This is a genomic window from Serratia inhibens, from assembly GCF_003591175.1.
GTDB classification, from domain to species: Bacteria; Pseudomonadota; Gammaproteobacteria; order Enterobacterales; family Enterobacteriaceae; genus Serratia; species Serratia inhibens.
In genome coordinates this window covers 1-26,815 of the sequence record NZ_QYYG01000010.1, presented here as the reverse complement: position 1 = coordinate 26,815, position 26,815 = coordinate 1, and the positions used below count along the sequence as shown (strand labels likewise).

The 26,815-nt window shown below is 58.9% G+C and carries 27 protein-coding genes and 1 pseudogene; 25 read left to right on the top strand and 3 right to left on the bottom strand.

The window, feature by feature from the left end; all coding sequences use genetic code 11:
- Positions 1–28 precede the first annotated feature (28 nt).
- The 5 genes from fhuC (at position 29) to nadS (ending at position 4,597) form a co-directional block, all read left to right on the top strand.
- On the top strand, positions 29–826 hold the full coding sequence (gene fhuC, locus D4100_RS22295) for a Fe3+-hydroxamate ABC transporter ATP-binding protein FhuC (RefSeq protein WP_004947844.1): 798 nt from the start codon (positions 29–31) through the stop codon (positions 824–826).
- On the top strand, positions 826–1,734 hold the full coding sequence (fhuD, locus tag D4100_RS22290) for a Fe(3+)-hydroxamate ABC transporter substrate-binding protein FhuD (protein WP_119805271.1): 909 nt from the start codon (positions 826–828) through the stop codon (positions 1,732–1,734). The genes fhuC and fhuD overlap by 1 nt, the downstream gene beginning before the upstream one ends.
- Positions 1,731–3,719 carry a Fe(3+)-hydroxamate ABC transporter permease FhuB gene (gene fhuB, locus D4100_RS22285; protein WP_006321056.1) on the top strand — a complete coding sequence of 663 codons (1,989 nt, stop codon included), beginning with the start codon at positions 1,731–1,733 and terminating at the stop codon, positions 3,717–3,719. The genes fhuD and fhuB overlap by 4 nt, the downstream gene beginning before the upstream one ends.
- Before the next feature lie 259 nt (positions 3,720–3,978).
- Complete coding sequence (locus tag D4100_RS22280) at positions 3,979–4,311, top strand: type II toxin-antitoxin system RelE/ParE family toxin (RefSeq protein WP_006321055.1); 333 nt, start codon at positions 3,979–3,981, stop codon at positions 4,309–4,311.
- A gap of 1 nt (position 4,312) precedes the next feature.
- A complete protein-coding gene (gene nadS / locus D4100_RS22275) occupies positions 4,313–4,597 on the top strand; it encodes a NadS family protein (RefSeq protein WP_006321048.1) in 285 nt (94 codons plus the stop codon).
- Between the two features lie 207 nt (positions 4,598–4,804).
- Here nadS and metK read toward each other — a convergent pair whose 3' ends face one another.
- Complete coding sequence (gene metK / locus D4100_RS22270; protein WP_006321046.1) at positions 4,805–5,959, bottom strand: methionine adenosyltransferase; 1,155 nt, start codon at positions 5,957–5,959, stop codon at positions 4,805–4,807.
- Positions 5,960–6,512: 553 nt separating this feature from the next.
- On the opposite strand from metK, the gene D4100_RS26115 reads away from it, so the two are divergent.
- The 3 genes from D4100_RS26115 (at position 6,513) to speA (ending at position 8,867) form a co-directional block, all read left to right on the top strand.
- Positions 6,513–6,656: a hypothetical protein gene (locus D4100_RS26115; RefSeq protein WP_464773948.1), complete on the top strand. Its 144-nt coding sequence runs from the start codon at positions 6,513–6,515 to the stop codon at positions 6,654–6,656.
- Between the two features lie 98 nt (positions 6,657–6,754).
- Positions 6,755–6,898: a virulence promoting factor gene (locus D4100_RS26085; protein WP_006327842.1), complete on the top strand. Its 144-nt coding sequence runs from the start codon at positions 6,755–6,757 to the stop codon at positions 6,896–6,898.
- Positions 6,891–8,867 (top strand): biosynthetic arginine decarboxylase, encoded by a 1,977-nt coding sequence (speA, locus tag D4100_RS22255; RefSeq protein WP_004947831.1) that lies wholly within the window; start codon positions 6,891–6,893, stop codon positions 8,865–8,867. Before D4100_RS26085 ends, speA begins: the two co-directional genes overlap by 8 nt.
- Before the next feature lie 99 nt (positions 8,868–8,966).
- On the opposite strand, the gene D4100_RS25630 is transcribed toward speA, so the two are convergent.
- The gene (locus D4100_RS25630) at positions 8,967–9,311 is read right to left on the bottom strand and encodes a hypothetical protein (RefSeq protein ID WP_071919925.1); all 345 of its coding nucleotides are present in this window, start codon (positions 9,309–9,311) and stop codon (positions 8,967–8,969) included.
- A 716-nt stretch (positions 9,312–10,027) separates the two neighbouring features.
- Between D4100_RS25630 and speB the strand changes: the two genes are divergently transcribed.
- From speB to D4100_RS22170, 16 genes are all read left to right on the top strand, one after another.
- A complete protein-coding gene (gene speB, locus D4100_RS22245; protein WP_119805269.1) occupies positions 10,028–10,948 on the top strand; it encodes an agmatinase in 921 nt (306 codons plus the stop codon).
- A gap of 130 nt (positions 10,949–11,078) precedes the next feature.
- The gene (gene rluF, locus D4100_RS22240; RefSeq protein WP_006321043.1) at positions 11,079–11,942 is read left to right on the top strand and encodes a 23S rRNA pseudouridine(2604) synthase RluF; all 864 of its coding nucleotides are present in this window, start codon (positions 11,079–11,081) and stop codon (positions 11,940–11,942) included.
- Positions 11,943–12,303: 361 nt separating this feature from the next.
- The gene (locus D4100_RS22235) at positions 12,304–12,621 is read left to right on the top strand and encodes a non-heme iron oxygenase ferredoxin subunit (RefSeq protein WP_004947822.1); all 318 of its coding nucleotides are present in this window, start codon (positions 12,304–12,306) and stop codon (positions 12,619–12,621) included.
- Between the two features lie 2 nt (positions 12,622–12,623).
- The gene (locus D4100_RS22230; RefSeq protein ID WP_006321042.1) at positions 12,624–12,932 is read left to right on the top strand and encodes a recombinase-like helix-turn-helix domain-containing protein; all 309 of its coding nucleotides are present in this window, start codon (positions 12,624–12,626) and stop codon (positions 12,930–12,932) included.
- A gap of 18 nt (positions 12,933–12,950) precedes the next feature.
- Positions 12,951–13,994, top strand: a complete 1,044-nt coding sequence (locus tag D4100_RS22225) for an aromatic ring-hydroxylating oxygenase subunit alpha (protein ID WP_006321036.1) — start codon at positions 12,951–12,953, stop codon at positions 13,992–13,994.
- The gene (locus tag D4100_RS22220) at positions 13,991–14,746 is read left to right on the top strand and encodes an SDR family oxidoreductase (RefSeq protein ID WP_006321034.1); all 756 of its coding nucleotides are present in this window, start codon (positions 13,991–13,993) and stop codon (positions 14,744–14,746) included. The genes D4100_RS22225 and D4100_RS22220 overlap by 4 nt, the downstream gene beginning before the upstream one ends.
- A 28-nt stretch (positions 14,747–14,774) precedes the next feature.
- Complete coding sequence (locus D4100_RS22215) at positions 14,775–15,569, top strand: IclR family transcriptional regulator (protein WP_006321028.1); 795 nt, start codon at positions 14,775–14,777, stop codon at positions 15,567–15,569.
- Positions 15,570–15,678: 109 nt separating this feature from the next.
- Positions 15,679–16,620, top strand: a complete 942-nt coding sequence (locus D4100_RS22210) for a VOC family protein (RefSeq protein WP_119805268.1) — start codon at positions 15,679–15,681, stop codon at positions 16,618–16,620.
- On the top strand, positions 16,617–17,828 hold the full coding sequence (locus D4100_RS22205; RefSeq protein WP_119805267.1) for an NAD(P)/FAD-dependent oxidoreductase: 1,212 nt from the start codon (positions 16,617–16,619) through the stop codon (positions 17,826–17,828). The genes D4100_RS22210 and D4100_RS22205 overlap by 4 nt, the downstream gene beginning before the upstream one ends.
- A gap of 23 nt (positions 17,829–17,851) precedes the next feature.
- On the top strand, positions 17,852–19,114 hold the full coding sequence (locus D4100_RS22200) for an MFS transporter (protein WP_119805266.1): 1,263 nt from the start codon (positions 17,852–17,854) through the stop codon (positions 19,112–19,114).
- 169 nt (positions 19,115–19,283) lie between these two features.
- The gene (locus D4100_RS22195; RefSeq protein ID WP_006321024.1) at positions 19,284–19,808 is read left to right on the top strand and encodes a cupin domain-containing protein; all 525 of its coding nucleotides are present in this window, start codon (positions 19,284–19,286) and stop codon (positions 19,806–19,808) included.
- Positions 19,808–20,626 carry an alpha/beta fold hydrolase gene (locus D4100_RS22190; protein ID WP_119805265.1) on the top strand — a complete coding sequence of 273 codons (819 nt, stop codon included), beginning with the start codon at positions 19,808–19,810 and terminating at the stop codon, positions 20,624–20,626. Before D4100_RS22195 ends, D4100_RS22190 begins: the two co-directional genes overlap by 1 nt.
- Complete coding sequence (locus D4100_RS22185; RefSeq protein WP_006321006.1) at positions 20,623–21,417, top strand: SDR family oxidoreductase; 795 nt, start codon at positions 20,623–20,625, stop codon at positions 21,415–21,417. The genes D4100_RS22190 and D4100_RS22185 overlap by 4 nt, the downstream gene beginning before the upstream one ends.
- Before the next feature lie 17 nt (positions 21,418–21,434).
- Positions 21,435–22,229, top strand: a complete 795-nt coding sequence (locus tag D4100_RS22180; RefSeq protein WP_006321004.1) for an aspartate dehydrogenase — start codon at positions 21,435–21,437, stop codon at positions 22,227–22,229.
- A 16-nt stretch (positions 22,230–22,245) separates the two neighbouring features.
- Positions 22,246–23,715 (top strand): aldehyde dehydrogenase, encoded by a 1,470-nt coding sequence (locus tag D4100_RS22175; protein ID WP_006321002.1) that lies wholly within the window; start codon positions 22,246–22,248, stop codon positions 23,713–23,715.
- A 60-nt stretch (positions 23,716–23,775) separates the two neighbouring features.
- Positions 23,776–25,416 (top strand): thiamine pyrophosphate-binding protein, encoded by a 1,641-nt coding sequence (locus tag D4100_RS22170; protein ID WP_006321000.1) that lies wholly within the window; start codon positions 23,776–23,778, stop codon positions 25,414–25,416.
- A gap of 38 nt (positions 25,417–25,454) precedes the next feature.
- On the opposite strand, the gene loiP is transcribed toward D4100_RS22170, so the two are convergent.
- A complete protein-coding gene (gene loiP, locus D4100_RS22165; protein WP_004947785.1) occupies positions 25,455–26,207 on the bottom strand; it encodes a metalloprotease LoiP in 753 nt (250 codons plus the stop codon).
- 238 nt (positions 26,208–26,445) lie between these two features.
- Here loiP and D4100_RS22160 point away from each other — a divergent pair.
- Positions 26,446–26,815, top strand: a pseudogene (locus D4100_RS22160) (transketolase); the annotation flags it as partial.

Sequence of the window (26,815 nt, the reverse complement as noted above, 5' to 3'; positions counted from 1 at the left end):
GATCGCCGCTCCGAACAGAATAGGGCCTATGCAGGATAAACACCTCGATCACGACGCCACTTTCGCGTTAGACAACGTCAGTTTTGCCGTTCCCGGCCGTGTACTGTTGCAACCGCTGTCGCTGACCTTTCCCCAGGGTAAAGTCTGCGGGTTGATCGGCCACAATGGTTCCGGCAAATCCACCTTGCTGAAAATCCTTGGCCGCCACCAGAACCCGACCGCCGGCAGCGCGCAGCTTAACCGACGCCCGTTGGCGCAATGGGACAGCAAAGCCTTCGCGCGTCAGGTCGCCTATCTGCCCCAGCAACTGCCTGCCGCAGAAGGTATGACGGTACGCGAGCTGGTGGCGATCGGCCGCTATCCGTGGCACGGCGCGCTGGGCCGCTTTGGCGTGAACGACCGCGAACAGGTGGAAGAAGCGATAGCGCTGGTTGGCCTGAAGCCCTTCGCCAACCGCCTGGTGGACAGCCTGTCCGGCGGTGAGCGCCAACGCGCCTGGCTGGCGATGATGGTGGCGCAGGACAGCCGCTGCCTGCTGTTGGACGAGCCGACCTCCGCGCTGGACATTGCGCACCAGGTTGAGGTGTTGGCGCTGATTCAACGGCTGAGCCATGAACGTGGCCTGACGGTGATTGCGGTGCTGCACGACATCAACATGGCGGCGCGCTACTGCGACCATTTGGTGGCGTTGCGCGGCGGCGAGATGATTGCGCAGGGCGCCCCGCTGGAGCTGATGCAAGGCCCGGTGCTGGAGCAAATTTATGGTATTCCAATGGGCACGCTGGCGCATCCGAGCGGCGGTGCGCCGGTGAGTTTTGTCTACTGATGTCCGTTTCCTCCGATTTTCAACCCGATCCCGTACGCCGCCGCCTGCTGACCGCCATGGCGCTGTCGCCGCTGTTGTTCTCTTTACCGGGGCGCGGGGCGGTGACCCCGCCCGATCTCACGCGCATCGTGGCGCTGGAATGGCTGCCGATTGAGCTGCTGCTGGCGCTGGGGGTCACGCCGCTGGCGGTGGCGGATATCCATAACTACAACCTGTGGGTGGAAGAGCCGAAAATGCCGGCGTCGGTGGTCGACGTGGGCCAACGCACCGAACCGAACCTGGAGTTGCTGCAGCAATTGCAGCCTTCGCTGATGCTGCTGTCAAAGGGCTACGGGCCAACGCCGCAAAAACTGGCTCCAATAGCCCCGACGATGAGTTTTGGCTTCAACGACGGCAGCGGAAAACCCCTGACGGTGGGCCGGAATTCGTTGCAGCAACTGGCACAGCGGCTGGGGCTTGAGGCGCGCGCTGAACAGCATCTGATGCAGTTCGACCGGTTTATTCAGGATGCACGCCAACGCCTGCATTCTTACACCAGACAGCCGCTGTTGTTGTTCTCCTTGCTGGATACGCGGCATGTGCTGATTATCGGCCAGAAAAGCCTGTTCCAGGAGGTGATGGCTCAGCTTGGCATCCACAATGCCTGGGAAGGGGAAACCAATTTCTGGGGCACGGCGGTCGTGGGCATTGAACGCCTGATTACGGTGAAAAATGCGCGAGCGATTTATCTCGACCACGGTAATCAGGCGATGATGGAAAAAGTCAGCTCGACACCGTTGTGGCAGGCTTTGCCCTTTGTGCGTCAGAACCAACTGCGGCAGGTGCCGGCGGTCTGGTTCTACGGTGCGACGCTGTCGGCGATGCGTTTTTGCCATCTGCTGGAGCAGACGCAGGAGAGCTATTCATGAGCGCGCGCATCCGGGTATTACCGCTGACGTTGATCCTGCTATTGCTGGCGACGGCGGGCGGTTTGACGATCTACAACCTGTTGCAACAGTTGCCTTGGGCATTGTGGGCACAGGCGCTGAGCGCGCCGAATCACGACGATGTACGTCAGATGCTGTTCCATTACAGCCTGTTGCCACGGCTGTCGGTCTCCCTGTTGGCCGGCGCCGGATTGGGGCTGGTCGGCGTGCTGTTCCAGCAGGTGTTGCGCAATCCGTTGGCGGAGCCGGCGACGCTGGGCGTATCCGCCGGTGCGCAGCTCGGCTTGACCATCGCCACCTTGTGGATGCTGCCGGGGGGGGAGATGACCCGCCAACTGGCGGCAATGGCCGGGGCGATCCTGGTCGGCGGGCTGGTGTTCGGCGTGGCCTGGGGCAAACGCATGTCGCCGGTGACGCTGATTCTGGCCGGTCTGGTGCTGGGGCTGTACTGCGGTGCGGTCAACAGCCTGTTGGCGCTGTTTAACTACGATCAGCTGCAGGGATTGTTCTTGTGGAGCACCGGCGCGCTGAACCAGCAGGACTGGAGCACTGCGCAATTTATCCTGCCGCGCCTGGCGGTGGCCGGGCTGTTGGCGCTGCTGCTGTTGCGCCCGTTGACGTTGCTGGGGTTGGACGACGGCGTGGCGCGCAATTTGGGGTTGGGGTTGTCGATGGCGCGTTTTTGCGCGCTGGCGGTGGCGATTATCTTCAGCGCGATGTTGGTGAATGCGGTGGGCGTGATCGGTTTTATCGGTCTGTTTGCCCCCTTAATGGCCAAAATGCTGGGGGCGCGTCGGTTGGCGCATCGCATGATACTGGCGCCGTTGCTGGGTGCTTTGCTGCTGTGGCTGACCGACCAGGTGATGATTTGGCTGACGCAGGTCTGGCGTGAGATCCCGACCGGAGCGGCGACCGCGCTGTTTGGCGCTCCGCTGTTGCTGTGGCTGTTGCCGCGCCTGCGTAGCGCCGCCACGCCGCCGCCGATGAACCTGGGCGACAAGGTACCGGTCGAACGCGGCCACCTGTTGGGGTGGGTGACGCTGGCGGGGGTTATGTTGCTGGTTGGCATCGCCGTGGCGCTGATGTTCGGACAAAACGCCGCTGGCTGGCATTGGAGCTACGGCTCAGAACTGGAATCATTGATGCCGTGGCGTTGGCCACGGGTACTGTCCGCGCTGGCGGCGGGCATGATGCTGGCAGTGGCCGGCACCCTAATCCAGAAGTTGACCGGTAACCCGATGTCCAGCCCGGAAGTGCTGGGTATCAGCTCCGGAGCGGCCTTTGGTGTGGTGGTGATGCTGTTTATCGTACCGGGCGATGCCTTCGGCTGGTTGCTGCCCGCCGGCAGCCTGGGGGCGGCGGCGACGTTGCTGGTGATTATGGTCGCCGCCGGTCGCGGCGGTTTTTCTACCGAACGCATGCTGTTGGCCGGCATCGCGCTCAGCACGGCGTTTACCACCACCATTTTCCTGCTGCTGGCCAGCGGCGATCCGCGGATGGGCGGGCTGCTGACCTGGATTTCCGGCTCGACCTATTCGGTGACTTCGGAGCAGGCGATCCGTACCGCAGTCATTGCGGCAACGCTGATAATGCTGGCACCGTTGTGTCGCCGTTGGTTGACCATTCTGCCGTTGGGCAGCGCCACCGCCCGCTCGGTGGGCATTGCGCTGACGCCGGTGCGGGTGGTGATTCTGCTGCTGGCCGCCACGCTGACCGCCATGGCGACGTTGACGGTGGGGCCGCTGAGCTTTATCGGCCTGATGGCGCCGCATATGGCGCGCATGCTGGGCTTCCGCCGCGCATTACCGCAGATGGTGATTGCCGCACTGTTGGGCGGCCTGCTGATGGTGTTTGCCGACTGGTGCGGCCGGATGGTGATGTTCCCGTATCAAATCCCCGCCGGGCTGCTGGCGACCTTTATCGGCGCGCCGTATTTCGTTTACCTGCTGCGTAAACAAACCTCGTAACCGTCATCGCAACACCCGTTTCCGCCATCAAAGGCTCAGCATTGCTGAGCCTTTGTCTTTTCTGTTTTCAGTGGGTTGTAACGTTTTGCGCAAGGTTGCGCAGAAACGAAATTTAGCGCAGAAAGGGCTGCCAAGACCTGGGGAGAGATGCATATACTGCGCGCCGGTGCTCTGGCTTTCTGCCGAGATCCAAGGAACGGAGCCCATTACACTCAAGTTACATTGGTGTACTATGTACCTCAACATGGAGAGGGTGCCGGTGAGTCATGCACTAGTATTTATTGAGACCCCGATGTTCACGCGGCAGGTAAAGCAACTAGCCACGGACGACGAGCTAAAAGAACTTCAGAAAGAACTCATTGAATCGCCAGACAAAGGTGATCTGATTCAGAAAACTGGTGGTCTGCGAAAAATCAGGATGGCAACAGGTTCGCAGGGGAAAAGCGGGAGCGCCAGAGTGATTTACTTTCTGGCGACCGAGGAGGTTATCTATCTGGTGATGGCCTACCCGAAAAGTATTAAAGACAGTTTGACCGATGCAGAGAAATCACAGCTGAAGAGATTAACGAGATTACTGAAAAATGAGGTGTGACATGAGTTTTTTTGACGATATGAAAACGTCTCTTGAAGAGGCTGTCGACATTAAAAATGGCGTTACTGCACCTGCCAATGTCACTCGTTATGATATCGCAGATGTGAGGGCGATCAGGGAGCAGTTGAACGTTTCACAGAGTGAAATGGCCAAGGCACTGGGTACCAGCGTTGATACCATCAAAAGCTGGGAAACCAAAAGGCGTAACCCAACCGGTCTGGCGGCAAAGGTGTTGGCGGCCATCCAGGCTAACCCGGCTTTCTTCCGGGAACTTGCTGCACATTAGTTGACTCACCGGCTGTCTGAGCTGGGCCCAGCGCCTTTCCGACGGCGTTAACAACAAAGCATTAGGGTAAATACGAGTCACACAGATGAATCGAATGCTCCCGCATACCCTAACCGGGGGTTCTGAAAGTGCCTGACAGGATTTACAACGTCCGATAAAACAAAAACGGCGAGCCTTGGCTCGCCGTTTTCATGTTGATGCGCAGGCTTATTTCAGGCCGGCGGCATCGCGCAGCAATTCTGCTTTGTCGGTCGCTTCCCAAGGGAAGTGTTCACGACCGAAGTGGCCGTAGGCCGCGGTTTCGCGGTAGATCGGCTGCAGCAGGTCCATCATCTGGATCAGGCCGTATGGGCGCAGATCGAAGAACTCGCGCACCAGCAGGGTCAACTGTTCGGTAGGCACTTTCTCGGTACCGAAGGTTTCCACCATGATGGAGGTTGGCTCTGCCACGCCGATGGCGTAGGAAACCTGGATCTCGCAGCGGTCGGCCAGGCCGGCAGCAACGATGTTTTTCGCCACGTAACGCGCCGCGTACGCCGCTGAACGGTCAACCTTGGACGGGTCCTTACCGGAGAATGCACCGCCGCCGTGACGGGCCATGCCGCCGTAGGTATCCACGATGATTTTACGCCCGGTCAGGCCGCAGTCGCCCATTGGGCCACCGATAACGAAACGGCCGGTCGGGTTGATGTGGTATTTGGTGCCGGCGCTCAGCCATTCGGTAGGCAGAACCGGCTTGATGATCTCTTCCATCACCGCTTCTTGCAGATCTTTCAGAGAGATATCTTCGGAATGCTGGGTGGACAACACTACCGCGTCGATGCCGACGATTTTGCCGTCGTCATACTGGAAAGTGACCTGGCTTTTCGCATCCGGACGCAGCCACGGCAGCGTGCCGTTTTTACGTACTTCGGCCTGGCGCTGCACCAGACGGTGTGCGTAGGTCACCGGTGCAGGCATCAATACTTCGGTTTCATTGGTGGCATAGCCAAACATCAGGCCCTGGTCGCCGGCACCCTGTTCCAGCGGATCGGTACGGTCAACGCCCTGATTGATATCCGGGGATTGCTTGCCGATGGCGCTCAGTACGGCACAAGAGTTGGCGTCAAAACCCATATCCGAATGAACATAGCCGATTTCACGCACGGTTTTACGGGTGATTTCTTCGATATCTACCCAAGCGCTGGTGGTGATTTCACCGCCGACCAGCACCATGCCGGTTTTCACGTAGGTTTCGCAGGCTACGCGCGCTTTCGGATCCTGTTCCAGGATGGCGTCAAGGACGGCATCGGAGATCTGGTCGGCGATTTTATCGGGATGTCCTTCGGAGACGGATTCTGACGTGAATAGGTGTTTAGCCATTGTATTCTTTACCTTGCATAAGACGGGTTAGAAATTACTGCACAGCGCTGGAGATCCGGCATCAAAGCGAAGGGTCTTCCGCTGATGGCGCGAGATGCATCCTGCAACGCCCCTCAGGCAAAGCCGTTAAGCAGTTTCTCAGTCATGCCCGCCGCCTTTCAAGCCGCGACTTGAAATTCATAGGGCATAATAATCAGTATAGATGGATTAACATCTGGACGTCTATTTTAGGTCAGGCTTTAGCCGGATTGCCAGTATTTTTTTGTCGTTTCGCTCTTTTGCGCAAAGCCACCGGCGCCATTTTCATCGCTTGAAACAGTTTCCGGCGAATTTTCATTTTGCATTTTCCCCAGGTTATCGGTATAAACTGCGCGCGCGGCTCATTTGGTGCACAGCGTGGAGCAAAAGTGGCAAGCTCCCGCTCATGGCTTTCATGGTCAGCCGCAGACGCCGACGCTTGGCGTCGCCGCTTCATAGAACGGTCACGTTCTTACACTATTAATAGAGGCTCAGTCGTTCATTCCGGGCGGCGTGCGTGGAGGTGGTTGGATTAATGATCCGTTGTCTACCGGTTGTTGGTTCTCAACAGCAGTGCCGTTCTGGCGCACATTCTTCTGCTATTTCCCGTCTTGTCTCTACTCCACCTTCCAGGTGTGATAAACACTTGGGCGCTACTCAGGATTCTCGGGCCGGTTAACGGTCGTCTGAAGAACTGAACAAGGGTAGCCTGCAGCCTTCCTGTGGGATGTTTCTTGACCCGATTCACGAGGTTTGAACAGGGTGTCTTACAATTATATGAGTGATAAACCGATCGCTGACCGCGAACGGCAGTTTTATTCGCTGCCGCAAGGGCGGTTTGTTGGGTTGTTCTCGCGGGTTGTAGCTGCGATAGTGGCTGACTGTATCGTCAGTACGGGATGTGAGGCGAGTAATGTCTGATGATCTGTTGATTCACCGTCCGCCAGCCGCGGGCGAACCTATATCTTTACGCTCCATGCAGGAGGTTGCCATGAATGACCGTGATGCCAGCAAGATGCTGCGCACTTATAACGTCGCCTACTGGGGCAACAATTATTATGACGTCAATGAACTGGGCCACATCAGCGTGTGCCCGGATCCGGACGTCCCGCAGGCGCGTGTCGATCTGGCTGAACTGGTGAAAGAACGTCGCAAAGACGGCCAGCGTCTGCCGGCGCTGTTCTGCTTCCCGCAGATCCTTCAGCATCGCCTGCGTTCGATTAACGCGGCATTCAAACGCGCGCGCGAGTCATTCGGCTATGAAGGCGGCTATTTCCTGGTTTACCCGATCAAGGTAAACCAGCATCGTCGCGTGATCGAATCCCTGGTCAACTCAGGCGAACCGCTGGGGCTGGAAGCCGGCTCCAAAGCCGAACTGATGGCGGTGCTGGCACATGCCGGCATGACCCGTTCGGTCATCGTTTGTAACGGCTATAAAGACCGCGAATATATTCGTCTGGCGCTGATCGGCGAAAAACTGGGGCACAAGGTGTACCTGGTGATCGAGAAGATGTCCGAGATCAACATGGTGCTGGAAGAAGCCGAGCGCCTGAACGTGGTGCCGCGTCTGGGCGTGCGTGCGCGTCTGGCGTCTCAGGGCTCCGGCAAATGGCAGTCGAGCGGCGGCGAGAAGTCCAAGTTCGGTCTGGCGGCCATTCAGGTCCTGAAGTTGGTGGAAACCCTGCGTGAAGCGGGCCGCCTCGACAGCCTGCAACTGCTGCATTTCCATCTGGGCTCGCAACTGGCCAATATTCGCGACATCGCCACCGGCGTGCGTGAATCGGCGCGTTTCTACGTTGAATTGCACAAGCTGGGCGTTAACATCCAGTGCTTCGACGTGGGCGGCGGTTTGGGCGTGGATTATGAAGGCACCCGTTCGCAATCCGACTGTTCGGTGAATTACGGCCTGAACGAATATGCCAACAACGTGATTTGGGGCATCGGCGACGCCTGTAACGAGCACGGCCTGCCTCATCCGACGGTGATTACCGAATCCGGCCGTGCGGTTACTGCGCACCATACGGTGCTGGTGTCCAACGTGATCGGCGTTGAACGCAACGAATTCAGCGATCCTTTGCCGCCGGCGGAAGATGCGCCGCGTGCGCTGGAAAGCATGTGGGAAACCTGGCAGGAAATGAACGAGCCGGAGAACCGCCGCTCGTTGCGCGAATGGCTGCACGACAGCCAAATGGACCTGCACGACGTTCACACCCAGTACGCCCACGGTATGCTGGATCTGACCAAGCGCGCCTGGGCCGAGCAGCTGTATCTGAACATCTGCAACAAGATCCAGCAGCAGCTTGATCCAAGTAACCGTGCGCACCGTCCGATCATCGACGAACTGCAAGAGCGTATGGCGGACAAGTTCTACGTCAACTTCTCGCTGTTCCAGTCCATGCCGGACGCCTGGGGTATCGATCAACTGTTCCCGGTGCTGCCGCTGGAAGGGTTGGATAAGCCGCCGGAAGGCCGCGCGGTGCTGCTGGACATCACCTGTGATTCCGACGGTACGATCGATCACTACATCGACGGTGACGGCGTGGCGACCACCATGCCAATGCCGCCGTACGATCCGGAAAACCCGCCGGCGCTGGGCTTCTTTATGGTGGGCGCCTACCAGGAAATCCTCGGCAACATGCACAACCTGTTCGGTGATACCGCTTCGGTCGACGTGTTCGTCTTCCCGGACGGTACGGTAGAAACCGAGTTGTCCGACGAAGGCGACACCGTTGCCGACATGCTGGAATATGTGCAGCTCGATCCGATCGCACTGCTGGCCAAATTCCGCGATCAGGTGAAAGAAACCGATCTGGACGATGAACTGCAGGCGCAGTTCGTAGAAGAGTTCGAAGCCGGTTTGTATGGTTATACTTATCTGGAAGACGAGTAAGTCATAGGCTCATAGGTCCTCAGGTTGCGGTTTGTTGCGGCAGCCTGAGGTTACTGTGATGCTTGGGTTATATAGTGGGCGCTTTGCGCCCGCTTTTATTTACCATCGACACTGGCCATTAACACTATTGCGACTAGAATTTCCACCTAATGGGTCATTTCTATTGTTATTATCTCCACAGTTACGAGAGTGTGAACGAATACCTTCGATAGCCGCACCACGAATAGAACCATAGGCGAAACCTGAAATAGCACCCGCTGCAATCCCTGTTGGTCCGCCAGGCAATCCTTTTAGTCCACCTACTATTGCACCAGCATATCCCCCTGCCAAGGCTCCTCTGCTGGCATCGCTGGTAACCTGCGAGGCACATCCTCGGCCTTCATAGCCAGAATCTGCATTTCCACCAGAAATGGTGGGTATTTCCTTTGTTGTTAGCTCTCTCATAACGCTTATTTCCTTTCAAGACGTTGATAAAGATAATCCACTGTGATCATAGATACAGGGACATAGATGAGAATGATTTCTAAGGTAATATCATTCAATGAATCAATTTGGGAACAAAGATAGCCCAGCGGAATACTTAATAGAAAAGTAATAACTTCTAGTGTTACATAAAGTTTTTTGTTTTTAATTATCCACTTGCGACGTGTCGGCATGATGTTAAACATCGGGTTTATTTATCTCTCTTTTATCTTTGTATGTAAGTTCTAATTATTACGCGTACTATTAACTTGTCTGATTTAAATTTTTTTCAAAGTGAGTTTCTTCTTGTGGTTAATATAATAACCACTAATGTCGTGAATTATTAATAGTATTGCCGGAGTTAATTTATATATTCCCACCTTCAGATAAAGGGATCGAAATCACAAAAATAATCATCGGGAGCTTAATGGATGTCAGCCTCCAGGTTCGTGAAGGCGGTAACGATCACATAGCTGCAGGATGCAGGGTCTATACTTGCTAACGACGAGCAACCAGGAAGACGATGCGCGGGCTTGAAGCGCGAACCAAATACGGCGATAATCTGCCGCATCAGCAGTATCGAAACAGACATCGTATCAATCCCTTTCTCGTCGGGCTAACGACGCGGGAGGGATTTTTTTTTGCCAACGCCTGTGTGATTTTACCGCAGGCGAAACGTTGAAATATGAGGGTTTACAATGAGCACGTTAGGCCATCAGTCCGATAATTCCTTAGTGTCCAACGCCTTTGGTTTCCTGCGCTTTCCGCTGAATTTCATGCCTTATGACAGCGATGCAGAGTGGGTCATCACCGGCATTCCATTCGATATGGCAACCTCCGGCCGCGCCGGTGGCCGTCATGGCCCTGCGGCGATCCGTCAGGTTTCCACCAATCTGGCGTGGGAAGGCAACCGCTGGCCGTGGAGCTTTGATCTGCGCGATCGCCTGAACGTGATCGACTGCGGCGATATCGTGTTCAACTTCGGCGACGCTCAAGACATGAGCGACAAGCTGCAGGCGCACGCGGAGAAATTGCTGAAGGCCGGCAAACGCATGCTCTCATTCGGCGGTGACCACTTCGTCACGCTGCCGCTGCTGCGCGCTCACGCCAAGCATTTCGGCAAACTGGCGCTGGTGCATTTTGACGCCCACACCGACACCTACGCCAACGGCAGCAAATACGACCACGGCACCATGTTCTTCCATGCGCCGAACGAAGGCCTGATCGATCCGAACCACTCGGTGCAGATCGGCATTCGTACCGAGTTCGATCATGACAACGGCTTTACCGTATTGGATGCCGCACAGGTTAACGATCGCAGCGTGGACGACCTGCTGACGCAGATCAAACAGATCGTCGGCGATATGCCGGTTTACCTGACCTTCGACATCGACTGCCTGGATCCGGCGTTCGCACCGGGCACCGGCACCCCGGTGATCGGCGGCCTGACCTCCGATCGCGCGCTGAAACTGGTACGCGGCATGCAGTCGCTGAACATCGTCGGCATGGACGTGGTGGAAGTGGCGCCAGCCTATGACCAATCCGAAATCACCGCGCTGGCCGCGGCGACGCTGGGTCTGGAAATGCTGTATCTGCAAGCGGCCAAGAAACACGCCTAAAACGATGACAATGTTATTGAGCGGCGGGCTGACGCTGGCCTGCCGCGCGTAATCGCACCGTAGTAAGGCATACACAGCCGGTTTCTGTTCGCCTTAACGATAGGCTGTATTCCGGGGTTACGGAGAAACCATGCTCAGCAAACCATCTATACGTCTTAACAAATATATCAGCGAGAGCGGCATCTGCTCCCGCCGCGATGCCGATCGTTACATCGAACAAGGCAACGTTTTTATCAACGGCAAGCGCGTTGCGCTTGGCGATCGGGTATTTCCAGGGGACGTGGTCAAGGTCAATGGCCAACTGATTGAACCCCGCAACGAAGACAACCTGATCTTCATTGCACTCAACAAGCCGGTGGGTATTGTCAGCACCACGGAAGAGGGCGAGAAAGACAATATTGTCGATTTCGTTAACCACAGCACCCGAATCTTCCCGATCGGCCGCTTGGATAAGGATTCGCAGGGGCTGATCTTCCTTACCAACCACGGCGATCTGGTAAACAAGATCCTGCGCGCAGGCAACGACCACGAGAAAGAATATCTGGTTACGGTCAACAAACCGGTGACCGACGATTTTATCCGTGGCCTGGGGGCCGGCGTGCCGATGCTGGGTACGGTGACTAAAAAGTGCAAGGTAAAGAAAGAAGCGCCGTTTGTTTTTCGCATCGTGCTGGTGCAGGGGCTTAACCGCCAGATCCGCCGTATGTGCGAGCATTTCGGTTATGAGGTCACCAAGCTGGAACGTACTCGCATCATGAATGTGAGCATGGCCGGGCTGCCGCCGGGTGAATGGCGCGATTTAACGGATGACGAACTGGTCGAACTGTTTAAATCGATTGAGGATTCCTCCTCAGAAGCGAAACCGGCGAAGAAAGCCAAACCTGCGGTGAAAAAACCGGCCGGCAGTGCGCCGAAAAGCGCCGAGAAACCCGCCGGCAATGCGGCTGCCCGCAAGCGCTTTGCCCAACCCGGCCGCAAAAAGAAAGGCCGCTGAGTGGTCAATAATCCCCGTTAGCCGCCGCGCTGGGGGATTTTTAAATAGCGATAATGAAACGCCCCCGGTCTTGATGATCGGGGGCGTTTTGCTTTAAGGGCCTGCTCACGCCAACCAAAACGCCAGAACCCCCATTAACGACTTCTAATATATAAACTCACTATGAAGCGCATGCCTGATATCGGTTTTTCATATCGGTGCATTTTTTCGTGATCCTTCCCACACTTGTTACGTTCAAATAACCTTTCATTAACATTTGCCGCTTTGCTCCCTTGACGAAAGTTTCGCCAGACTTATAGTGAGTGTATTAAATAAGAAACTGAGTTTCATATATGAAACAATCAGATAGAGGACAGAAGCAATGAGCTGGAAGAACGTGTGTGAAGTGTCTCAGGTAAAAGAAGATTTTCCTTTCTCCGCCAACGTGGAAGGGAAAGAAGTCGGGGTATATCTGATCGACGGCAACTATTACGCGCTGGAAGACGTTTGCCCACATGCCTATGCCTTGCTCAGCCAGGGGTTTGTCGATGACGGCAAGATCGAGTGCCCGTTGCACGAAGCGCTGTTCGATGTGCGTACCGGTCAGTGCCTGCGTGAGCCAGGCGGCCGCGATCTGCAAACCTATCCCACCCGGGTGATAGACAATCAAATCCAAATCACCTTTATCGCGGAGGAGTAATCATGCAGCACATCACCGATTTCAATCCCTGGCTGCCGGACACCCAACAGGTGATCCCGGCACGCGTTGGCGGCAACGGCCAGATCCACCAACCGGGCCAGTTCCAGAATGTCATCTGGCAGAACCGCGGCCGGGTACCGGACGGTTTCGAAACCGCGCTGGTCGCGGCGTTGGAAGAGATCTTCGAGCAGGGTGCGGAAGAGCTTGAGCAGATCGTCAGCGCGCTGAACCAGCGCCGCCTGTTTGATCGCAGCGGCCAGCCGTGGAATGAGGCGACTTTCCGCGAATTCCTTCACGTTAACGGTTACTGAGCAGTCCGGGAGAAGGCAATGACAGCAAACACAACACCCTCCGCACAGACTTTGCAGGATTATCTCGATCAGGGGCTGCGCGGCATGTGGTACCCGGTACTGGCCAGTTGGGAAGTGGGCAATAATCCGGTCGGCATTACGCGTCTTGAGCAGCAGATTGTGGTGTGGCGCGACGGTGAAGGTGGGATCCACGCACTGGAAGATCGTTGCCCGCATCGCGGCGCGCGGCTTTCTATGGGCTGGAATCTGGGCGATCGCATCGCCTGCTGGTATCACGGCGTGGAGGTCGGCGGCGACGGTACGGTCAAAGACGTGCCTGCGGTCGATCGTTGCCCGCTGGTGGGGCAAAAATGCCTGCGTTCTTACCCGGCCAAAGAGGCCTACGGTGCCGTGTTCCTTTATTTCGGCATCACCGCCGATGAAGCGCCGCCGGAGCTGACCTTCCCGCAGGAACTGGCAGATGAAGTCTCCTACAGCAACTTCCTGTGTACCGCCAGCTGGGACTGCAACTATCAGTATGCATTGGAAAACGTCATGGATCCGATGCACGGCACCTATCTGCACTCCTCTTCGCATTCGATGGCGGAAGGGGATCGCAAGGCGGATATGGCACTGGAGCCGACCGATACCGGGTTCATCTTCAAGAAGAACGGCCAGATCGGCGTTAACTTTGACTGGGTAGAGTTCGGCAGCAGCGGCGCCTACTGGATGCGGCTGTCGATCCCGTACAAAAAACGCTTTGGGCCGGGTGGCCACTTTTGGATCATCGGCATGGTGGTGCCGGAAGATAAAGATCATTGCCGGGTATTCTTCTGGCGTATCCGCAAGGTCAAAGACTGGCAGCGCGACATCTGGCGCTTTATGTACCGCAACCGCCTGGAAGCACTGCATTGGGACGTACTGGAACAAGATCGCATCGTGCTGGAGAACATGGCGCCAAACGCGCGTGGTCGTGAATATTTGTATCAGCATGACGTCGGCCTTTCCCGTCTGCGCCGCATGATGCAGAAAGAGGCGCAAAAACAACTGGCGACACTCGCCGAACAGGAGGCTGCGCAGTGAACGGCCTGTTGACGGGAAAACGTATTGTGGTGACCGGTGCGGCACGCGGTCTGGGCCGCAGCTTTGCCGGGGCCATCGCCCAGGCGGGCGGCCGGGTGGTGATGTGCGATATTCTGGCGGATGAATTGGCGGACAGCGCTGCCAACCTGCGTGAGCAGGGGGCCGAGGTGGAAACGCAGGTTATCGATCTGGCGTCGCCAGCCTCGATCACCGCCACGTTCAGCGCCATTGCCGAAGGCGGTACGATCGACGGGCTGGTGAACAACGCGGCGCTGGCTACCGGCGTCGGCGGTAAAACCATGATGGAATACGATATCGATCTGTGGGATCGGGTCATGCAGGTCAACGTGCGCGGTACCTGGCTGGTGAGCCAGGCAGCGGTACCGCTGTTGGCGCAAAACCCGCATGCCAAGATCGTCAACGTGGCTTCGGATACCGCGCTGTGGGGCGCTCCGCGCTTGATGGCCTATGTGGCCAGCAAAGGGGCGATTATCTCTATGACCCGCTCGATGGCGCGTGAGCTGGGGCCACAGGGGATTTGCGTTAACGCTATCGCACCGGGTCTGACGCGGGTAGAAGCTACCGAATATGTCCCCGCCGAGCGCCACCAACTATACGAACAGGGCCGGGCGCTGGCCGGGGCGCAACATCCTGACGACGTGAACGGCACGGTGCTTTATCTGCTGTCGCCGCTGGCGAATTTCGTCACCGGGCAACTGTTGCCGGTCAACGGCGGCTTTGTCTTTAACTAATCTACATTTTATTAGCCAGGAGCAGCACATGGCAGACGATCAAGCGTGTAAGTATCTGATCCCGGGGCTGGATCGCGGGTTGCAGCTGCTGCTGGCGTTTGGCGAGCAGCACAAGGAAATGACCTTTGCAGAATTACATCGCCTGGTCGATATGCCGAAGGCGACCGCCTACCGGGTGGTACAAACGCTGGAGCATCTGGGTTTTCTGGAGCGTAACCCGCGCACCAACACCTTTGCACTGGGCATCAAGGTGCTGCGGCTCGGTTTTGAATATATTGCCTCGCTGGACGTGGCGCAGGCCGGCCAGCCAGTGATCGAACAGCTGCGCGATCGCAGCCAGTGCAGCAGCCACCTGGCGATCCGCGATGAGCGTGACGTGATCTACATCGCCCGCGTCAGCGCCGCCGGTTCGCAAATCAATCAGGTCAGCGTTGGCACTCGCCTGCCGGTACACCAGACTTCGCTTGGTCGCATGCTGCTGACCAGCGCCACCCGCGAAGAGTTCGAGCTGCTGTATCCGCAAGAACAATTGCCGGGCAGCGGGCCGGGCACCCCGGCGGATCGTGAAACCTTGTGGCAGATGGTTCAGCAGGACAAGGCGCGCGGCTATGTGATCGGCGAGTCGTTTTTTCGCCACGGCATTTCTTCGATCGTCTATCCGATCTTCAACCGCGAGCAGCGGGTTGAGGCCGTGGTCAGCATTATGGTGCCGTTCGATGAGATCCCGAAAGCGGATCGCGAGCGGCTACGCAGGGAAGTGCGGGACGCAGCGGAGAAAATCTCCGGCTTCCTGGGCGCACCGCCGCAGGCAAACGTCGGTTAACTGACGGCACCGACTCTTTTACTCAGGCAGGGATAAGGTCCACACCAATCAGGGGCCGGGGTTCGATCATGCCTGAAAAACGCATTCAGCGAGAACGTGAGGCACAATAATGAGCATAACCGGAATCGAAAAGCTGGAATTTGGCGTCGAAGATCTGCCAACTTGCGAAAAATTCATGCAGGACTTCGGCCTGCAGGCGGCGCAGCAGCATTGGGGAGAACGCCGGCGCGAATTCACTACCCTGAGCGGTGCGCGCGTGGTGCTGCATCCGTTGCAGAGCGAAACATTGCCGGCGGCGTTCGAGGGCGGCTCCACCCTGCGCCGCATGACCTGGGGCGTCGACAACCCAAGCGAATTGGCGGCTCTGGCCCCCTTGCTGGCGCAGATACCGGGTTTCCGCCAGGTGGGAGAAGAGCTGGAGTGCCGCGATCCGAACGGCATGACGCTGCGCTTTAGCGTCAGCCAACAGCGCGATGTCGATTTGCCGGTATCGCCGATCAACCAATGGGGCGACGTGCGCCGCATCGATCAGCCCAGCCCGGTGTATGCACAGGCGCAGCCGATCAACATCGGCCACGTGGTGTTCTTCGTCGAGGATCTCGCCGCTACCGAAAAATTTTACCGTGAAGTGCTGGGTTTTCAGGTGTCGGATCGCTATATCGATCGCGCGGTGTTCCTGCGGACCCAGGCGCGCGGCGGCCATCACAACCTGTTCCTGCTGAAACTGCCTAATCGCCCGCGTGGCCTCAATCACGTGGCCTTTACCGTACGCGACATCCACGAGGTGATCGGCGGCGGCATCGCCATGAACAAAGAGAAATGGAGCACTTTTATCGGCCCCGGCCGCCATCCGATCTCCTCGGCCTATTTCTGGTACGTCAACAGCCCGACCGGCGGTGCATTCGAGTACTACACCAACGACGATTACCTGACCGAAAACTGGCAACCGCGTGAGCTGGAGCATTCTCTGGTGTCGTTCACCGAGTGGGCGGTGGAAGGCGGTATCGACCACGACACGCGCCGCCAGCAGAAAAAACCGGAGGCGGTATGAACCAGCCAGTGCAGGCGGGCATCGTGATTATCGGCGGCGGGCAGGCTGGCGGTTGGGCGGCGAAAACGCTGCGCGACCGGGGTTACGCGGGCCGGCTGACGGTGATCAGCGATGAACCTTATGATTTTTACGAACGCCCGCCGCTCTCCAAGGCGGTGTTGCTGGACGGCAATGCGCCGCTCAGCAGACTGTTCAGCGAACAGGTGGTCACCGGGTTGAACATCGACTGGTATCGCCCGCTGCGTGCCGAAGCCATTGATGGGCAGCAGCAAATCGTCACGCTTGGCGATGGGCGACAGTTGCAGTTTGAGCAACTGTTGATCGCCACCGGCGGTCGCCCACGCGTGCCGAATGCCGCCTGGGCCAGCCATCCGCGGGTGATGACGCTGCGCTCCTGGGACGATGCGGCAAAACTGCGCCAGGCATTGCAAGGTTGTCGCCGGCTGGCGATCGTCGGCGGCGGCTGGATTGGGCTGGAGATCGCCGCTTCCGCCCGGCGGCTCGGTGCCGAGGTGACGGTGTTTGAGCGCCAACCTGCGTTATGCATGCGCAGCGTAGGCGCTGATGTTTCACAGGCGTTGCTTGAGCTGCACCGGCAGCAGGGCGTAACGGTACGCTGCGGCTGCGGCGAAATCTCGCTGGAGGATCGCGACGGCACCGCCTGGATCGGCAGTGAAAGCAGCGATCCTCAGGCTTTCGATCTGGTGGTGGTCGGTATCGGCGTCGAGCTTAACCTCGAGCTGGCGCACAGCGCCGGGTTGAAGGTGGACGCCGGCATCGTGATCGACGGCCAGGGGCGCACCAGCCACCCGGCGATCTTCGCCGCCGGCGATGTGGCGCGCCACCCGACGCTCGGCCTGTGTCTGCAGTCCTGGGCCTATGCGCAGAATCAGGCGATCAGCACCGCTTGCGCGATGCTGGATGCCTTTGCCGCCCCTTACAACGACGTGGCCTGGCTGTGGTCGGATCAATACGACACCAATATTCAGATCCTCGGCGTGCCGATCGGCGGGGTACATCACGTGGTGCGCCGTACGCCGCAGTCGCAGGTGTTCTTTACGCTCAACGCCGACCGGCAGTTGGTGCAGATGGTGGCGTTTAACGACGCGCGCACCATCAAGCTGGGCAAACGCTGGCTGGCCGGCGGGCGGGTGCTGGATCCGCAGCAGTTGGCGGACGCGGAATTTTCTCTGATGGCGTTGAAATAACGCCCGAACCACGGGAGCGTTTCATGACTACGCAAGACATTGACGCCCGCGCTGGACGGGTGGGGGACGCCGTTGCCGACAATCCGCAGCAACGGGTACGCTGGTCGGTACCGATCGCGCTGTTCGCCTGCGTCCTGCTGGCGTTTTTCGACAAGATCAGCATTGCGGCGCTGTTTTCCGACAGCGAGTTCCAGCAGGCGTTGGGCATCAGTTTTGATCCGGCGCGGCTCGGCTTGCTGATGAGCGCGTTTTTGTTCTCTTACGGCATTTCCTCCATGCTGCTGAGCGGCATTGGCGACCGGCTGAATCCGGTGAAAGTGCTGATAGGCATGATGGTGGTGTGGGGCGTGCTGATGGTGTTGATGGGGCTGTCCCGTTCTTATCACACCATGATGACGCTGCGTATCCTGCTCGGCATCGCGGAAGGGCCATTGCTGCCGATGGCGTACGCCATTATTCGCCAGGCCTTCCCGCAGCGGTTGCAGGCTCGCGCCACCATGTTATGGCTGCTTGGCACGCCGCTCGGGGCTGCGCTCGGCTTCCCGGTGACGCTGTATATCCTCAATACCTTCGATTGGCAGACCACCTTCTTCTTTATGGCGTTTTTGACGCTGCCGGTCATGTTGTTGGTGCTGTTTGGCATGCGCCACCTGAACGTGGCGCGTCCGGCAGCCAAAACCGATGCACAGCCTGTGGCGGCGGAACGTAAACAACAGCGCCGGGAACTGTTGCGCAACCCGCATTTCTGGATGATTTGCCTGTTTAACATCGCCTTCCTGACCTACCTGTGGGGCATGAACGGTTGGCTGCCCAGCTATCTGATCAAGGGGAAAGGCATCCACCTGGAACACGCCGGTTACCTGTCATCGCTGCCGTTTATCGCCATGCTGCTCGGCGAAGTGGTCGGTGCCTGGCTGTCGGACAAGCTGGATCGTCGCGCGCTGGCCTGCTTTGTCTCGCTGTGCGGCGCCGGACTGGGCCTGGGTGTGGTACTGCATCTGCAGGGTACCTACAGCGTGATTGCCGCGATGGCCTTTAGCACCTTTATGTGGGGGGCCGGTGCGCCGAACATCTTTGCGCTGTTGGCGAAAGCGACCAGCAGCAAGGTCAGCGCCACCGCAGGCGGTATTTTTAACGGATTGGGCAATTTTGCCGGCGCGCTGGCGCCGGTGCTGATGGGAGCGCTGATCGCCGCCACCGGCAACATGGATAACGGCCTGCTGTTCCTGGTGGTGATGGCCTTTATCGGCAGCATCATTCTGCTGCCGTTGCTGAAAAAGTACTGAATTAACAATTGCTGAGCCCAATGGATTTCACGCTGCGGCCAGGCGACAAGTTTGTGAGTCTCCAGGAGCTTACTGAGGTAAGCGACTGGAGTGAGCGAATGCAGTCAACAACGCGGCGGTGTGAAAGACGAAGGGGGATAACCGTTTGATTCAACACAGGAGTAACAACATGTCCCAGGTTGAGAAACCCGCCGGCGTCAAGCCGCAGGATCAGTCGATGGAGAATTGGGTGGAATCACGTATCGCCCGCTTTGAAGGCCGTAAATATGACTGGAATGCGTTGAAGTTCCAGGCCGACTACGACCCGAAATACCGTCGCGCGCAGATGCGCTACATCGGCACCGGCGCTACCGGGGTGGTTAACGACACCAACACCATTCCGGCGGGAAATTTCACCTTCTCCACCATGGTGTTGCCGTCGAAATGCGAAGGCCCGCTGCACCTGCACGACGACGTGGAAGAAGTGTTCTTTATGCTGAAAGGCAGCATCACGCTGATGATCCAGGATGGCACGGAATATTACGAAACCAAGCTGAAAGAGCGCGATCTGATCTCGGTGCCGGCCGGCGTCTACCGTGGGTTGTTCAATCACGGCGAGGAAGAGGCGCTGATGTGCGTGATGCTCGGCACGGCCAAACCGGAAACGCCGACCTACCCGGCCGATCACCCGTTATCTAAAGTGAAACGCAACTGATGAACGGTCTGGCGCAACGTCAGCAGCGGCGCTGCGGGGGTTACTCCCTCAGTTGGCGCGAAGCGGGGCACGGCCGACCGGTGGTGTTGCTGCATGGCATCAGCTCCGGTTCAGCTTCGTGGATCAGGCAGTTTAACGACGCTGGGCTGACCGACGGTCACCGTCTGCTGGCCTGGGATGCTCCGGGCTACGGCGGCAGCCTGCCGCTGGCTGCTACCGAGCCGGACGCCGCCGCCTATGCCGCCGCGCTGGCGGCGCTGGTGAGCGAACTGGGGCTGGAGCAACCGCTGATTATCGGCCACTCGCTTGGTGCGTTGATCGCCAGCGCCTATGCCGCAGGCTATCCGGACGGGCTGTGCGGGCTGGTGCTGGCGGACCCCGCGCAGGGCTACGCCACGGCACCGGAGGAAAAACGGCGTCAGGTTTACGGCCAGCGCAAACAGATGATTGAAACGCTGGGGCCGCTGGGCTACGGCGAACAGCGGGCGACTGCGTTGCTGAGTGACAAGGCGTCGGAGCAGGATATCGCCTGGGTGCGCAATGGCATGCAGCAGCTCGATCCTGAGGGGTTTCTCAGCGCTGCCTGGATGTTGGCCAACGAGGATATCGACCGCTATTTGGCGCGCTATCGCGGCCCGCTGGAAGTGTGGTGCGGTGATCAAGACCGCATCACGCCCCCCGAGGCGGCTGCGAGACTGGCGCAACGGCATGACGCGCCGCTACGTCTGATTGACGGCGCCGGGCATGCCAGCTACCTCGAGGCGGCGGTGCTGTTTAACCGCTATCTGCAAGATTTTACGGGAGCAATTCAACCATGAATTTTCAGCTTGAGGATCGGGTCGCGGTCGTCACCGGCGGTTCGTCGGGCATTGGCTTCGAAACCCTGCGTCTGTTGTTGGCGGAAGGGGCCAGGGTGGCGTTTTGCGGCCGCAATGCGGACAAACTGGCCGGCGCCGAAGCCAGCCTGCGCAATGAATTCCCGCAGGCGCAAGTGCTGGCGCTGTGCTGCGACGTGCTCGATGAGCGGCAGGTGGCACAGTTCGCCGAGCGGGTGACGACACATTTCGGCGGCGTGGATCTGTTGATCAATAACGCCGGTCAGGGATTTGTCGCCCATTTTGACCAAACGCCGCGCGCCGCCTGGCTGCATGAGGCGGAGCTCAAGTTGTTCGGCGTGATTAACCCGGTGCAGGCGTTTTTACCGGCTCTGGAGCGCTCGGACGTTGCCTCAATCACCTGCGTGAATTCGCTGCTGGCGTTGCAGCCGGAAGAACACATGATCGCCACCTCGGCGGCGCGCGCCGCGTTGCTAAACCTGACGCTGACGCTGTCGAAAGAGCTGGTGGCGAAGGGCATTCGCGTTAATTCGATTCTGCTGGGTATGGTCGAATCCGGCCAGTGGCGGCGGCGCTTCGAAGAGCGCAGCGATAAGGATCAAAGCTGGGAACAGTGGACGGCGGCGATCGCCGAACGGCGCGGCATTCCGATGAAACGCCTGGGTAAACCGCAGGAGCCGGCGCGGGCATTGCTGTTCCTTGCCTCGCCGTTGGCGTCCTTTACCACCGGCGCGGCGCTGGACGTTTCCGGCGGCTTTAACCGCCATCTGTAACTGTTGGGGGCTGAGAAATGAAAAACATCATGATGATTGGTTACGGCGCGATGGCGAAGGAAGTGCTTTCCCGCCTGCCGGAGGGCGTCGACGTTGGCTGGATCGTGGCGCGCGCGGCCCATCATGCGGCTATCGATAGCGCCTTCGGCGGCAAAGTGCAGGCCTTGACGCACCCGGATCACTGTAGCGGGCTGCCGGATCTGGTGCTGGAGTGCGCCAGCCAGCAGGCGGTGGCGGAGTTTGGCGAGGCGGTGGTAAAACGCGGCTGGTCGTTGGCGGTGATCTCCACCGGTGCGCTGGCGGATGCGGCGTTGCAGCTCAGATTGCAACAGGCCGGGCGGCAATATCAGGGACGGGTGATAGTGCTGTCAGGCGCGGTGGCGGGCATGGACGGGTTGGCGTCGGCGCGCGAAGGCGGGCTGGACAGCGTTACCTATCAGGCCAGCAAAAGCCCGGCCAGCTGGCGCGGCAGCCTGGCGGAAAAACTGATCGATCTCGATAAGGTCAGCGAGGCGCGGGTGTTCTTTGAAGGTTCGGCACGCGAAGCGGCGCGGCTGTTTCCGGCCAATGCCAACGTGGCGGCGACCATCGCGCTGAACGGGCTGGGCATGGACGCTACGCGGGTGCGATTGCAGGTCGATCCGCACACCCGACGCAATACTCACCGGCTACAGGTGTGCGGCAGCTTCGGCGAGTTCCACATTGAGCTGAGTGGCAACCCGCTGGCGAGCAATCCCAAGACGTCTACCCTGGCGGCGCTGAGTGCGGTACAAGCCTGCCGCCGTCTGATCGACGGTGGCTTTATTGCCTGAACGGCAGGAGCGGAGCATGGAAAAGTTAAAGATTTTTGTGGCCGGGCGCTGGTGCGAAGGCCGGGGCGATGAGATGGCTTCGGTATTCCCGGCCGACGGCAGCATCAATGCGCGGCTGAATGCCGCCAGCGTCGAGGACGTGAATGAAGCGGTGGCAGCGGCGGAACGCGCCTGGCGCGCCCCCGAGTGGCGCGGGCTGGTGCCGCACCAACGCGCCTCGATTCTCTATCGCGTCAGCAACCTGATTCTGGCGCAACAGGAACAGTTGGCGCAGTTGCAAACCCGTGACAACGGCAAGCCGCTGGCGGAAACCCGTGGTCTGGTGGCCAGCGCGGCAGCCACTGCCCGCTATTTCGCCGCCGCCTGCGAAGTGCTGGAGGGCGAACTGCCCACCCAGCGCAGCGCCGAAGTGATGACCCTGAGCCAGTATCAGCCGATGGGCGTTATTGCCGCCATCACGCCGTGGAACTCGCCCATTGCCAGTGAAATGCAAAAGGTGGCTCCGGCGCTGGCGGCAGGCAATGCGGTGATCCTCAAACCGGCCGAAGCCACACCGCTGATGGCGCTAAAACTGGCGGAGTTGTTCGAGCAGGCCGGGCTGCCTGCCGGGTTGCTCAGCGTGCTGCCGGGCAAAGGATCGGTGATTGGCGAAGCGCTGGCGCGTCACCCGTTGGTGAAAAAGATTTCCTTTACCGGCGGCACCAATACCGGCCGTCATCTGGCGCATGTTGCCGCCGAAAAACTGATCCCCACCTCGCTGGAACTGGGCGGCAAGTCGCCGACCATTGTGCTGGAAGATGCCGATCTGGAACAGGCGGCACGCGGGATCTGCTACGGCATTTTCAGTTCAGCCGGCCAGGCCTGCATCGCCGGTTCGCGGCTGTTTGTGCAGCGTTCGCTGTACCGGCCGCTGCTGGCGCGCCTGAGCGAACTGGCGGCCGGACTGCGGGTGGGCAATCCGCTGACGCCGGGAGTGCACCTCGGCCCGTTGATTAACGACCAACATCGCCAAAGCGTGGCGGACTATGTGGCGCTGGCGCAGCAAGAGGGCGGCCGGGTAGTGATTGGCGGCGAGGCTCCGGCCGATCCGCTGCTGGCAGGCGGCAGCTATTACCTGCCGACGATTATCGAAGGGTTAAGCAACAGCGCCCGAGCTTGTCAGGAAGAGATTTTTGGCCCGGTGCTGGTGGCACTGCCGTTCGATGATGAACGGCAATTGATCGAGCAGGCCAATGACTCGGTGTACGGCTTGGCGGCGGGGATCTGGAGCCGCGACTTCCCACGGGCAATGGCGCTGGCGGAGCGATTGGAAACCGGCACGGTGTGGATCAATACCTACAAAACGTTTTCTATTTCTACGCCTTTCGGCGGTTTCAAAGAGAGCGGTCTGGGCCGCGAAAAGGGTCTGAACGGCATCAAAGCCTACATGCAGCAGAAAAGCTTGTACCTGGCGCTGAACCATCAGGTGAACCGCTGGAGCGACTGACCAATAGGTCAGGAAAAATCTGTCGGGAACCCTGCAACGAACACAATAAGAAGGCTGATGATGAGCGATAAAATAACGGTTGGTGAAGCGATAGCCCGAACGCTGGAGCAATACGGGGTGTCGGCGATGTACGGCATCATTTCTATCCACAATCTGCCGATTGCCGATGCGGTGGGGCAGCGCGGAAAAATCCGTTTCGTACCGGCACGCGGCGAAGCGGGGGCCGTCACTATGGCCGACGCTCACGGGCGCTTTTCCGGCCTGGGCGTGGCGTTGACCAGCACCGGCGCGGGCGCCGGCAATGCGGTCGGTGCGATGATCGAGGCGTTAAACGCCAACACGCCGCTGCTGCACATTACCGGCCAGGTGGAAAAAGCCTGGTTGGACGCCGATGCCGGGTTTATTCATGAAACTCGCGATCAGCTCGGTTTCCTGCGTGCCTGCTCCAAGCGCGCCTACCGGGTTAACTCCCCGGAGCAGGCGGTGGCGGTGATCCAGCGGGCGATCCTGGATGCGCAGACCCTGCCTTGCGGGCCGGTGGCGGTAGAGATCCCGATCGATATTCAAAGCAGCCTGGTGTCCAGCTCGGTGTTGAGCCGGCCGTTAGCACCCGCGCCGTTGCCGCCGGCGGATGACGATGCGCTAGAACGCCTCTATCAGCGGGTGAAAAACGCCAAACGGCCGCTGCTGTGGTTGGGGGGCGGGGCGCTTGCCTGCGGCGATGCGGTGCGCAAGCTGGCCGACGCCGGGGTGGCGGTGATCTCCAGCACCCACGGGCGCGGCATTCTGCCGGATAGCCATCCGCGCAGCCTGCGTGCCTTCCATAATTCGCCGAGTATTGAGGCGATCCTGACGCAGTGCGATCTGACGCTGGTGGCCGGCTCGCGCCTGCGCAGCAATGAAACCCGCACCTGGACGTTGCCGCTGCCGCGCCCATTGGTGCAGATTGATATCGATCCGGCGGCGGGCAACCGCAACTATCTGGCCGATGAGCAAATCAACGGCGACTGCGCCGCATTGCTTAACGCGCTGGCCGCCCGGTTGAGCCCGGCAGAGAAGGTGAATGCCGACTGGGATGCCGAGATCGCCTCTGCGGTGCGGCAGGCGGAAGGCGCGCTGCGTGAGCAGTCGGGAGAATACGCCAAACTGAACGACGCCATTGCCGCCGCGTTACCGCAGGATGGGCTGTTGGTACGCGATATCACCGTGTCCGGCAGCGTATGGGGCAGCCGCTTGTTCCGCGCCATTTCGCCGCTTTGCAACATTCACTCGCTGGCCGGGGCGATCGGCATGGGCCTGCCGATGGCGATCGGCACCGCGATCGCTAACCCGCAGCGCAAGGTGGTTGGGCTGGTGGGCGACGGCGGGCTGGCGCTGGGGCTGGGAGAGCTGGCGACCATGGCGCAGGAGCAGGCCAATATCACGCTGCTGGTCATGAACGACGGCGGCTATGGCGTGATGCGCGGTATTCAGGATAAATACTTTGCCGGCCGTCAGTATTACAACGAGCTGCATACCCCGGCGTTTACGCTGGTCGCCGAGGCGATGGGGCTGAAGGCCTGGAAGGTGGACAATGCGGCGCAGTTCAAGGGCGTGCTGGCGGAAGCGATTAACTACCCGGGGCCGTCGGTGGTGGAGGTGGACATGAACAGTATCGGGCCGCTGACCTTCGCCGGGCCACCGCAGAAATCCTTGTATTAAGAGATAAAAAACGCCCGGCAGGGGCCGGGCGTTGAGGCTTACTTGCCTGCGGCGATGCGATCGCGAATATGCTGCGCGCGCTCTTCGGAGGCCGGGTGATCGTCGAACATGCTGCTCTGACGACCGGCTTCCATTTTCGCCAGTTTTTCAAAGCTGGTGACCAGGCCGTTAGGATCGATACCGCGTTTTTTCAGCAGGTCGAACGAATAATCGTCCGCTTCGCTTTCCTGTTTCTGCGAGAACTGGGCATTAACCAGTTTTTCGCCCACATCCGCCAGCTGTGATTGCGACAGCGAACCTATGATGCCGCCGGTTGAGGATGCCGCAGTGCGCAGCGCCACGGTGCCGTAAGCGACCTGCATCGCCTTGCGGGTATGACCCAGCGCCACGTGGCCCATTTCATGGCCCAGCACGCCTTCCACTTCGTTGTCGGTCATCATGTCCATCAGGCCGCTGTAAACGCGGATACAGCCGTTGGCCATCGCCCAGGCGTTCACGTCTTTGGTAACGTAAACCTTGTAGTTGGCCGGCGTGCCATTGATATTGTCTCCCAGCGCCGCCGCGATTTTGTTCAGACGTTTGGCGTAGGTGCTGTCGGCCGGCGCGATTTGTGCCTTGCTGTCCATCTCTGCACAGGATTTAACACTCAGGGTTTTTACGTCGTCATTGCTCAGCGTTGCCGCCTGAAACGCCTGTGCCCCAGACTGCATCAGCGTATCGGTATTCAGGTTTTGACAGCCGCTTACCAAAGTGGCAATGCTTAATGCAATCAAAGAAGTACGAATTTTCATAAGGCCATCTTCCTGTGATAGTAACAAGGGATAGTGCGATTGTAGTTTAGGGGAAATCTTGCCGCACGAGACTAGTGTACGTCAGCAATCGGGAGAATAGTGTTATTCCGAAAAAACGTCCGATCGTGCTAATAAGTTGTGAACTCGCTCTCATTTGGTATTAGGGATTGCCGTTTTAATGCTGAGTCTGAGAAAATAGAAAACTTGACTGATTTTTTAATCCGACCTGGAGTAAAACATGTCCTCTCGTAAAGAGCTTGCCAACGCCATCCGCGCACTCAGCATGGACGCCGTACAAAAAGCAAATTCCGGCCATCCGGGCGCACCTATGGGCATGGCGGACATCGCCGAAGTCCTGTGGCGCGACTACATGAACCACAACCCGACCAACCCGCACTGGGCTGACCGCGACCGCTTCGTGCTGTCCAATGGCCACGGCTCCATGTTGATTTACAGCCTGCTGCACCTCACCGGCTACGACCTGCCGATGAGCGAGCTGGAAAACTTCCGCCAGCTGCACTCCAAAACCCCGGGCCACCCGGAATACGGCTACACCCCAGGCGTCGAAACCACCACCGGCCCGCTGGGCCAGGGCATCGCCAACGCCG

What these genes read in the sequence shown, in the direction of transcription:
- fhuC (WP_004947844.1), top strand. Translation starts at nt 29, where the DNA reads ATGCAGGATAAACACCTCGATCACGACGCCACTTTCGCGTTAGACAAC.
- fhuD (WP_119805271.1), top strand. Translation starts at nt 826, where the DNA reads ATGTCCGTTTCCTCCGATTTTCAACCCGATCCCGTACGCCGCCGCCTG.
- fhuB (WP_006321056.1), top strand. Translation starts at nt 1,731, where the DNA reads ATGAGCGCGCGCATCCGGGTATTACCGCTGACGTTGATCCTGCTATTG.
- nadS (WP_006321048.1), top strand. Translation starts at nt 4,313, where the DNA reads ATGAGTTTTTTTGACGATATGAAAACGTCTCTTGAAGAGGCTGTCGAC.
- metK (WP_006321046.1), bottom strand. Translation starts at nt 5,959, where the DNA reads ATGGCTAAACACCTATTCACGTCAGAATCCGTCTCCGAAGGACATCCC.
- D4100_RS26115 (WP_464773948.1), top strand. Translation starts at nt 6,513, where the DNA reads ATGATCCGTTGTCTACCGGTTGTTGGTTCTCAACAGCAGTGCCGTTCT.
- D4100_RS26085 (WP_006327842.1), top strand. Translation starts at nt 6,755, where the DNA reads ATGAGTGATAAACCGATCGCTGACCGCGAACGGCAGTTTTATTCGCTG.
- speA (WP_004947831.1), top strand. Translation starts at nt 6,891, where the DNA reads ATGTCTGATGATCTGTTGATTCACCGTCCGCCAGCCGCGGGCGAACCT.
- D4100_RS25630 (WP_071919925.1), bottom strand. Translation starts at nt 9,311, where the DNA reads ATGAGAGAGCTAACAACAAAGGAAATACCCACCATTTCTGGTGGAAAT.
- speB (WP_119805269.1), top strand. Translation starts at nt 10,028, where the DNA reads ATGAGCACGTTAGGCCATCAGTCCGATAATTCCTTAGTGTCCAACGCC.
- rluF (WP_006321043.1), top strand. Translation starts at nt 11,079, where the DNA reads ATGCTCAGCAAACCATCTATACGTCTTAACAAATATATCAGCGAGAGC.
- D4100_RS22235 (WP_004947822.1), top strand. Translation starts at nt 12,304, where the DNA reads ATGAGCTGGAAGAACGTGTGTGAAGTGTCTCAGGTAAAAGAAGATTTT.
- D4100_RS22230 (WP_006321042.1), top strand. Translation starts at nt 12,624, where the DNA reads ATGCAGCACATCACCGATTTCAATCCCTGGCTGCCGGACACCCAACAG.
- D4100_RS22225 (WP_006321036.1), top strand. Translation starts at nt 12,951, where the DNA reads ATGACAGCAAACACAACACCCTCCGCACAGACTTTGCAGGATTATCTC.
- D4100_RS22215 (WP_006321028.1), top strand. Translation starts at nt 14,775, where the DNA reads ATGGCAGACGATCAAGCGTGTAAGTATCTGATCCCGGGGCTGGATCGC.
- D4100_RS22210 (WP_119805268.1), top strand. Translation starts at nt 15,679, where the DNA reads ATGAGCATAACCGGAATCGAAAAGCTGGAATTTGGCGTCGAAGATCTG.
- D4100_RS22205 (WP_119805267.1), top strand. Translation starts at nt 16,617, where the DNA reads ATGAACCAGCCAGTGCAGGCGGGCATCGTGATTATCGGCGGCGGGCAG.
- D4100_RS22200 (WP_119805266.1), top strand. Translation starts at nt 17,852, where the DNA reads ATGACTACGCAAGACATTGACGCCCGCGCTGGACGGGTGGGGGACGCC.
- D4100_RS22195 (WP_006321024.1), top strand. Translation starts at nt 19,284, where the DNA reads ATGTCCCAGGTTGAGAAACCCGCCGGCGTCAAGCCGCAGGATCAGTCG.
- D4100_RS22190 (WP_119805265.1), top strand. Translation starts at nt 19,808, where the DNA reads ATGAACGGTCTGGCGCAACGTCAGCAGCGGCGCTGCGGGGGTTACTCC.
- D4100_RS22185 (WP_006321006.1), top strand. Translation starts at nt 20,623, where the DNA reads ATGAATTTTCAGCTTGAGGATCGGGTCGCGGTCGTCACCGGCGGTTCG.
- D4100_RS22180 (WP_006321004.1), top strand. Translation starts at nt 21,435, where the DNA reads ATGAAAAACATCATGATGATTGGTTACGGCGCGATGGCGAAGGAAGTG.
- D4100_RS22175 (WP_006321002.1), top strand. Translation starts at nt 22,246, where the DNA reads ATGGAAAAGTTAAAGATTTTTGTGGCCGGGCGCTGGTGCGAAGGCCGG.
- D4100_RS22170 (WP_006321000.1), top strand. Translation starts at nt 23,776, where the DNA reads ATGAGCGATAAAATAACGGTTGGTGAAGCGATAGCCCGAACGCTGGAG.
- loiP (WP_004947785.1), bottom strand. Translation starts at nt 26,207, where the DNA reads ATGAAAATTCGTACTTCTTTGATTGCATTAAGCATTGCCACTTTGGTA.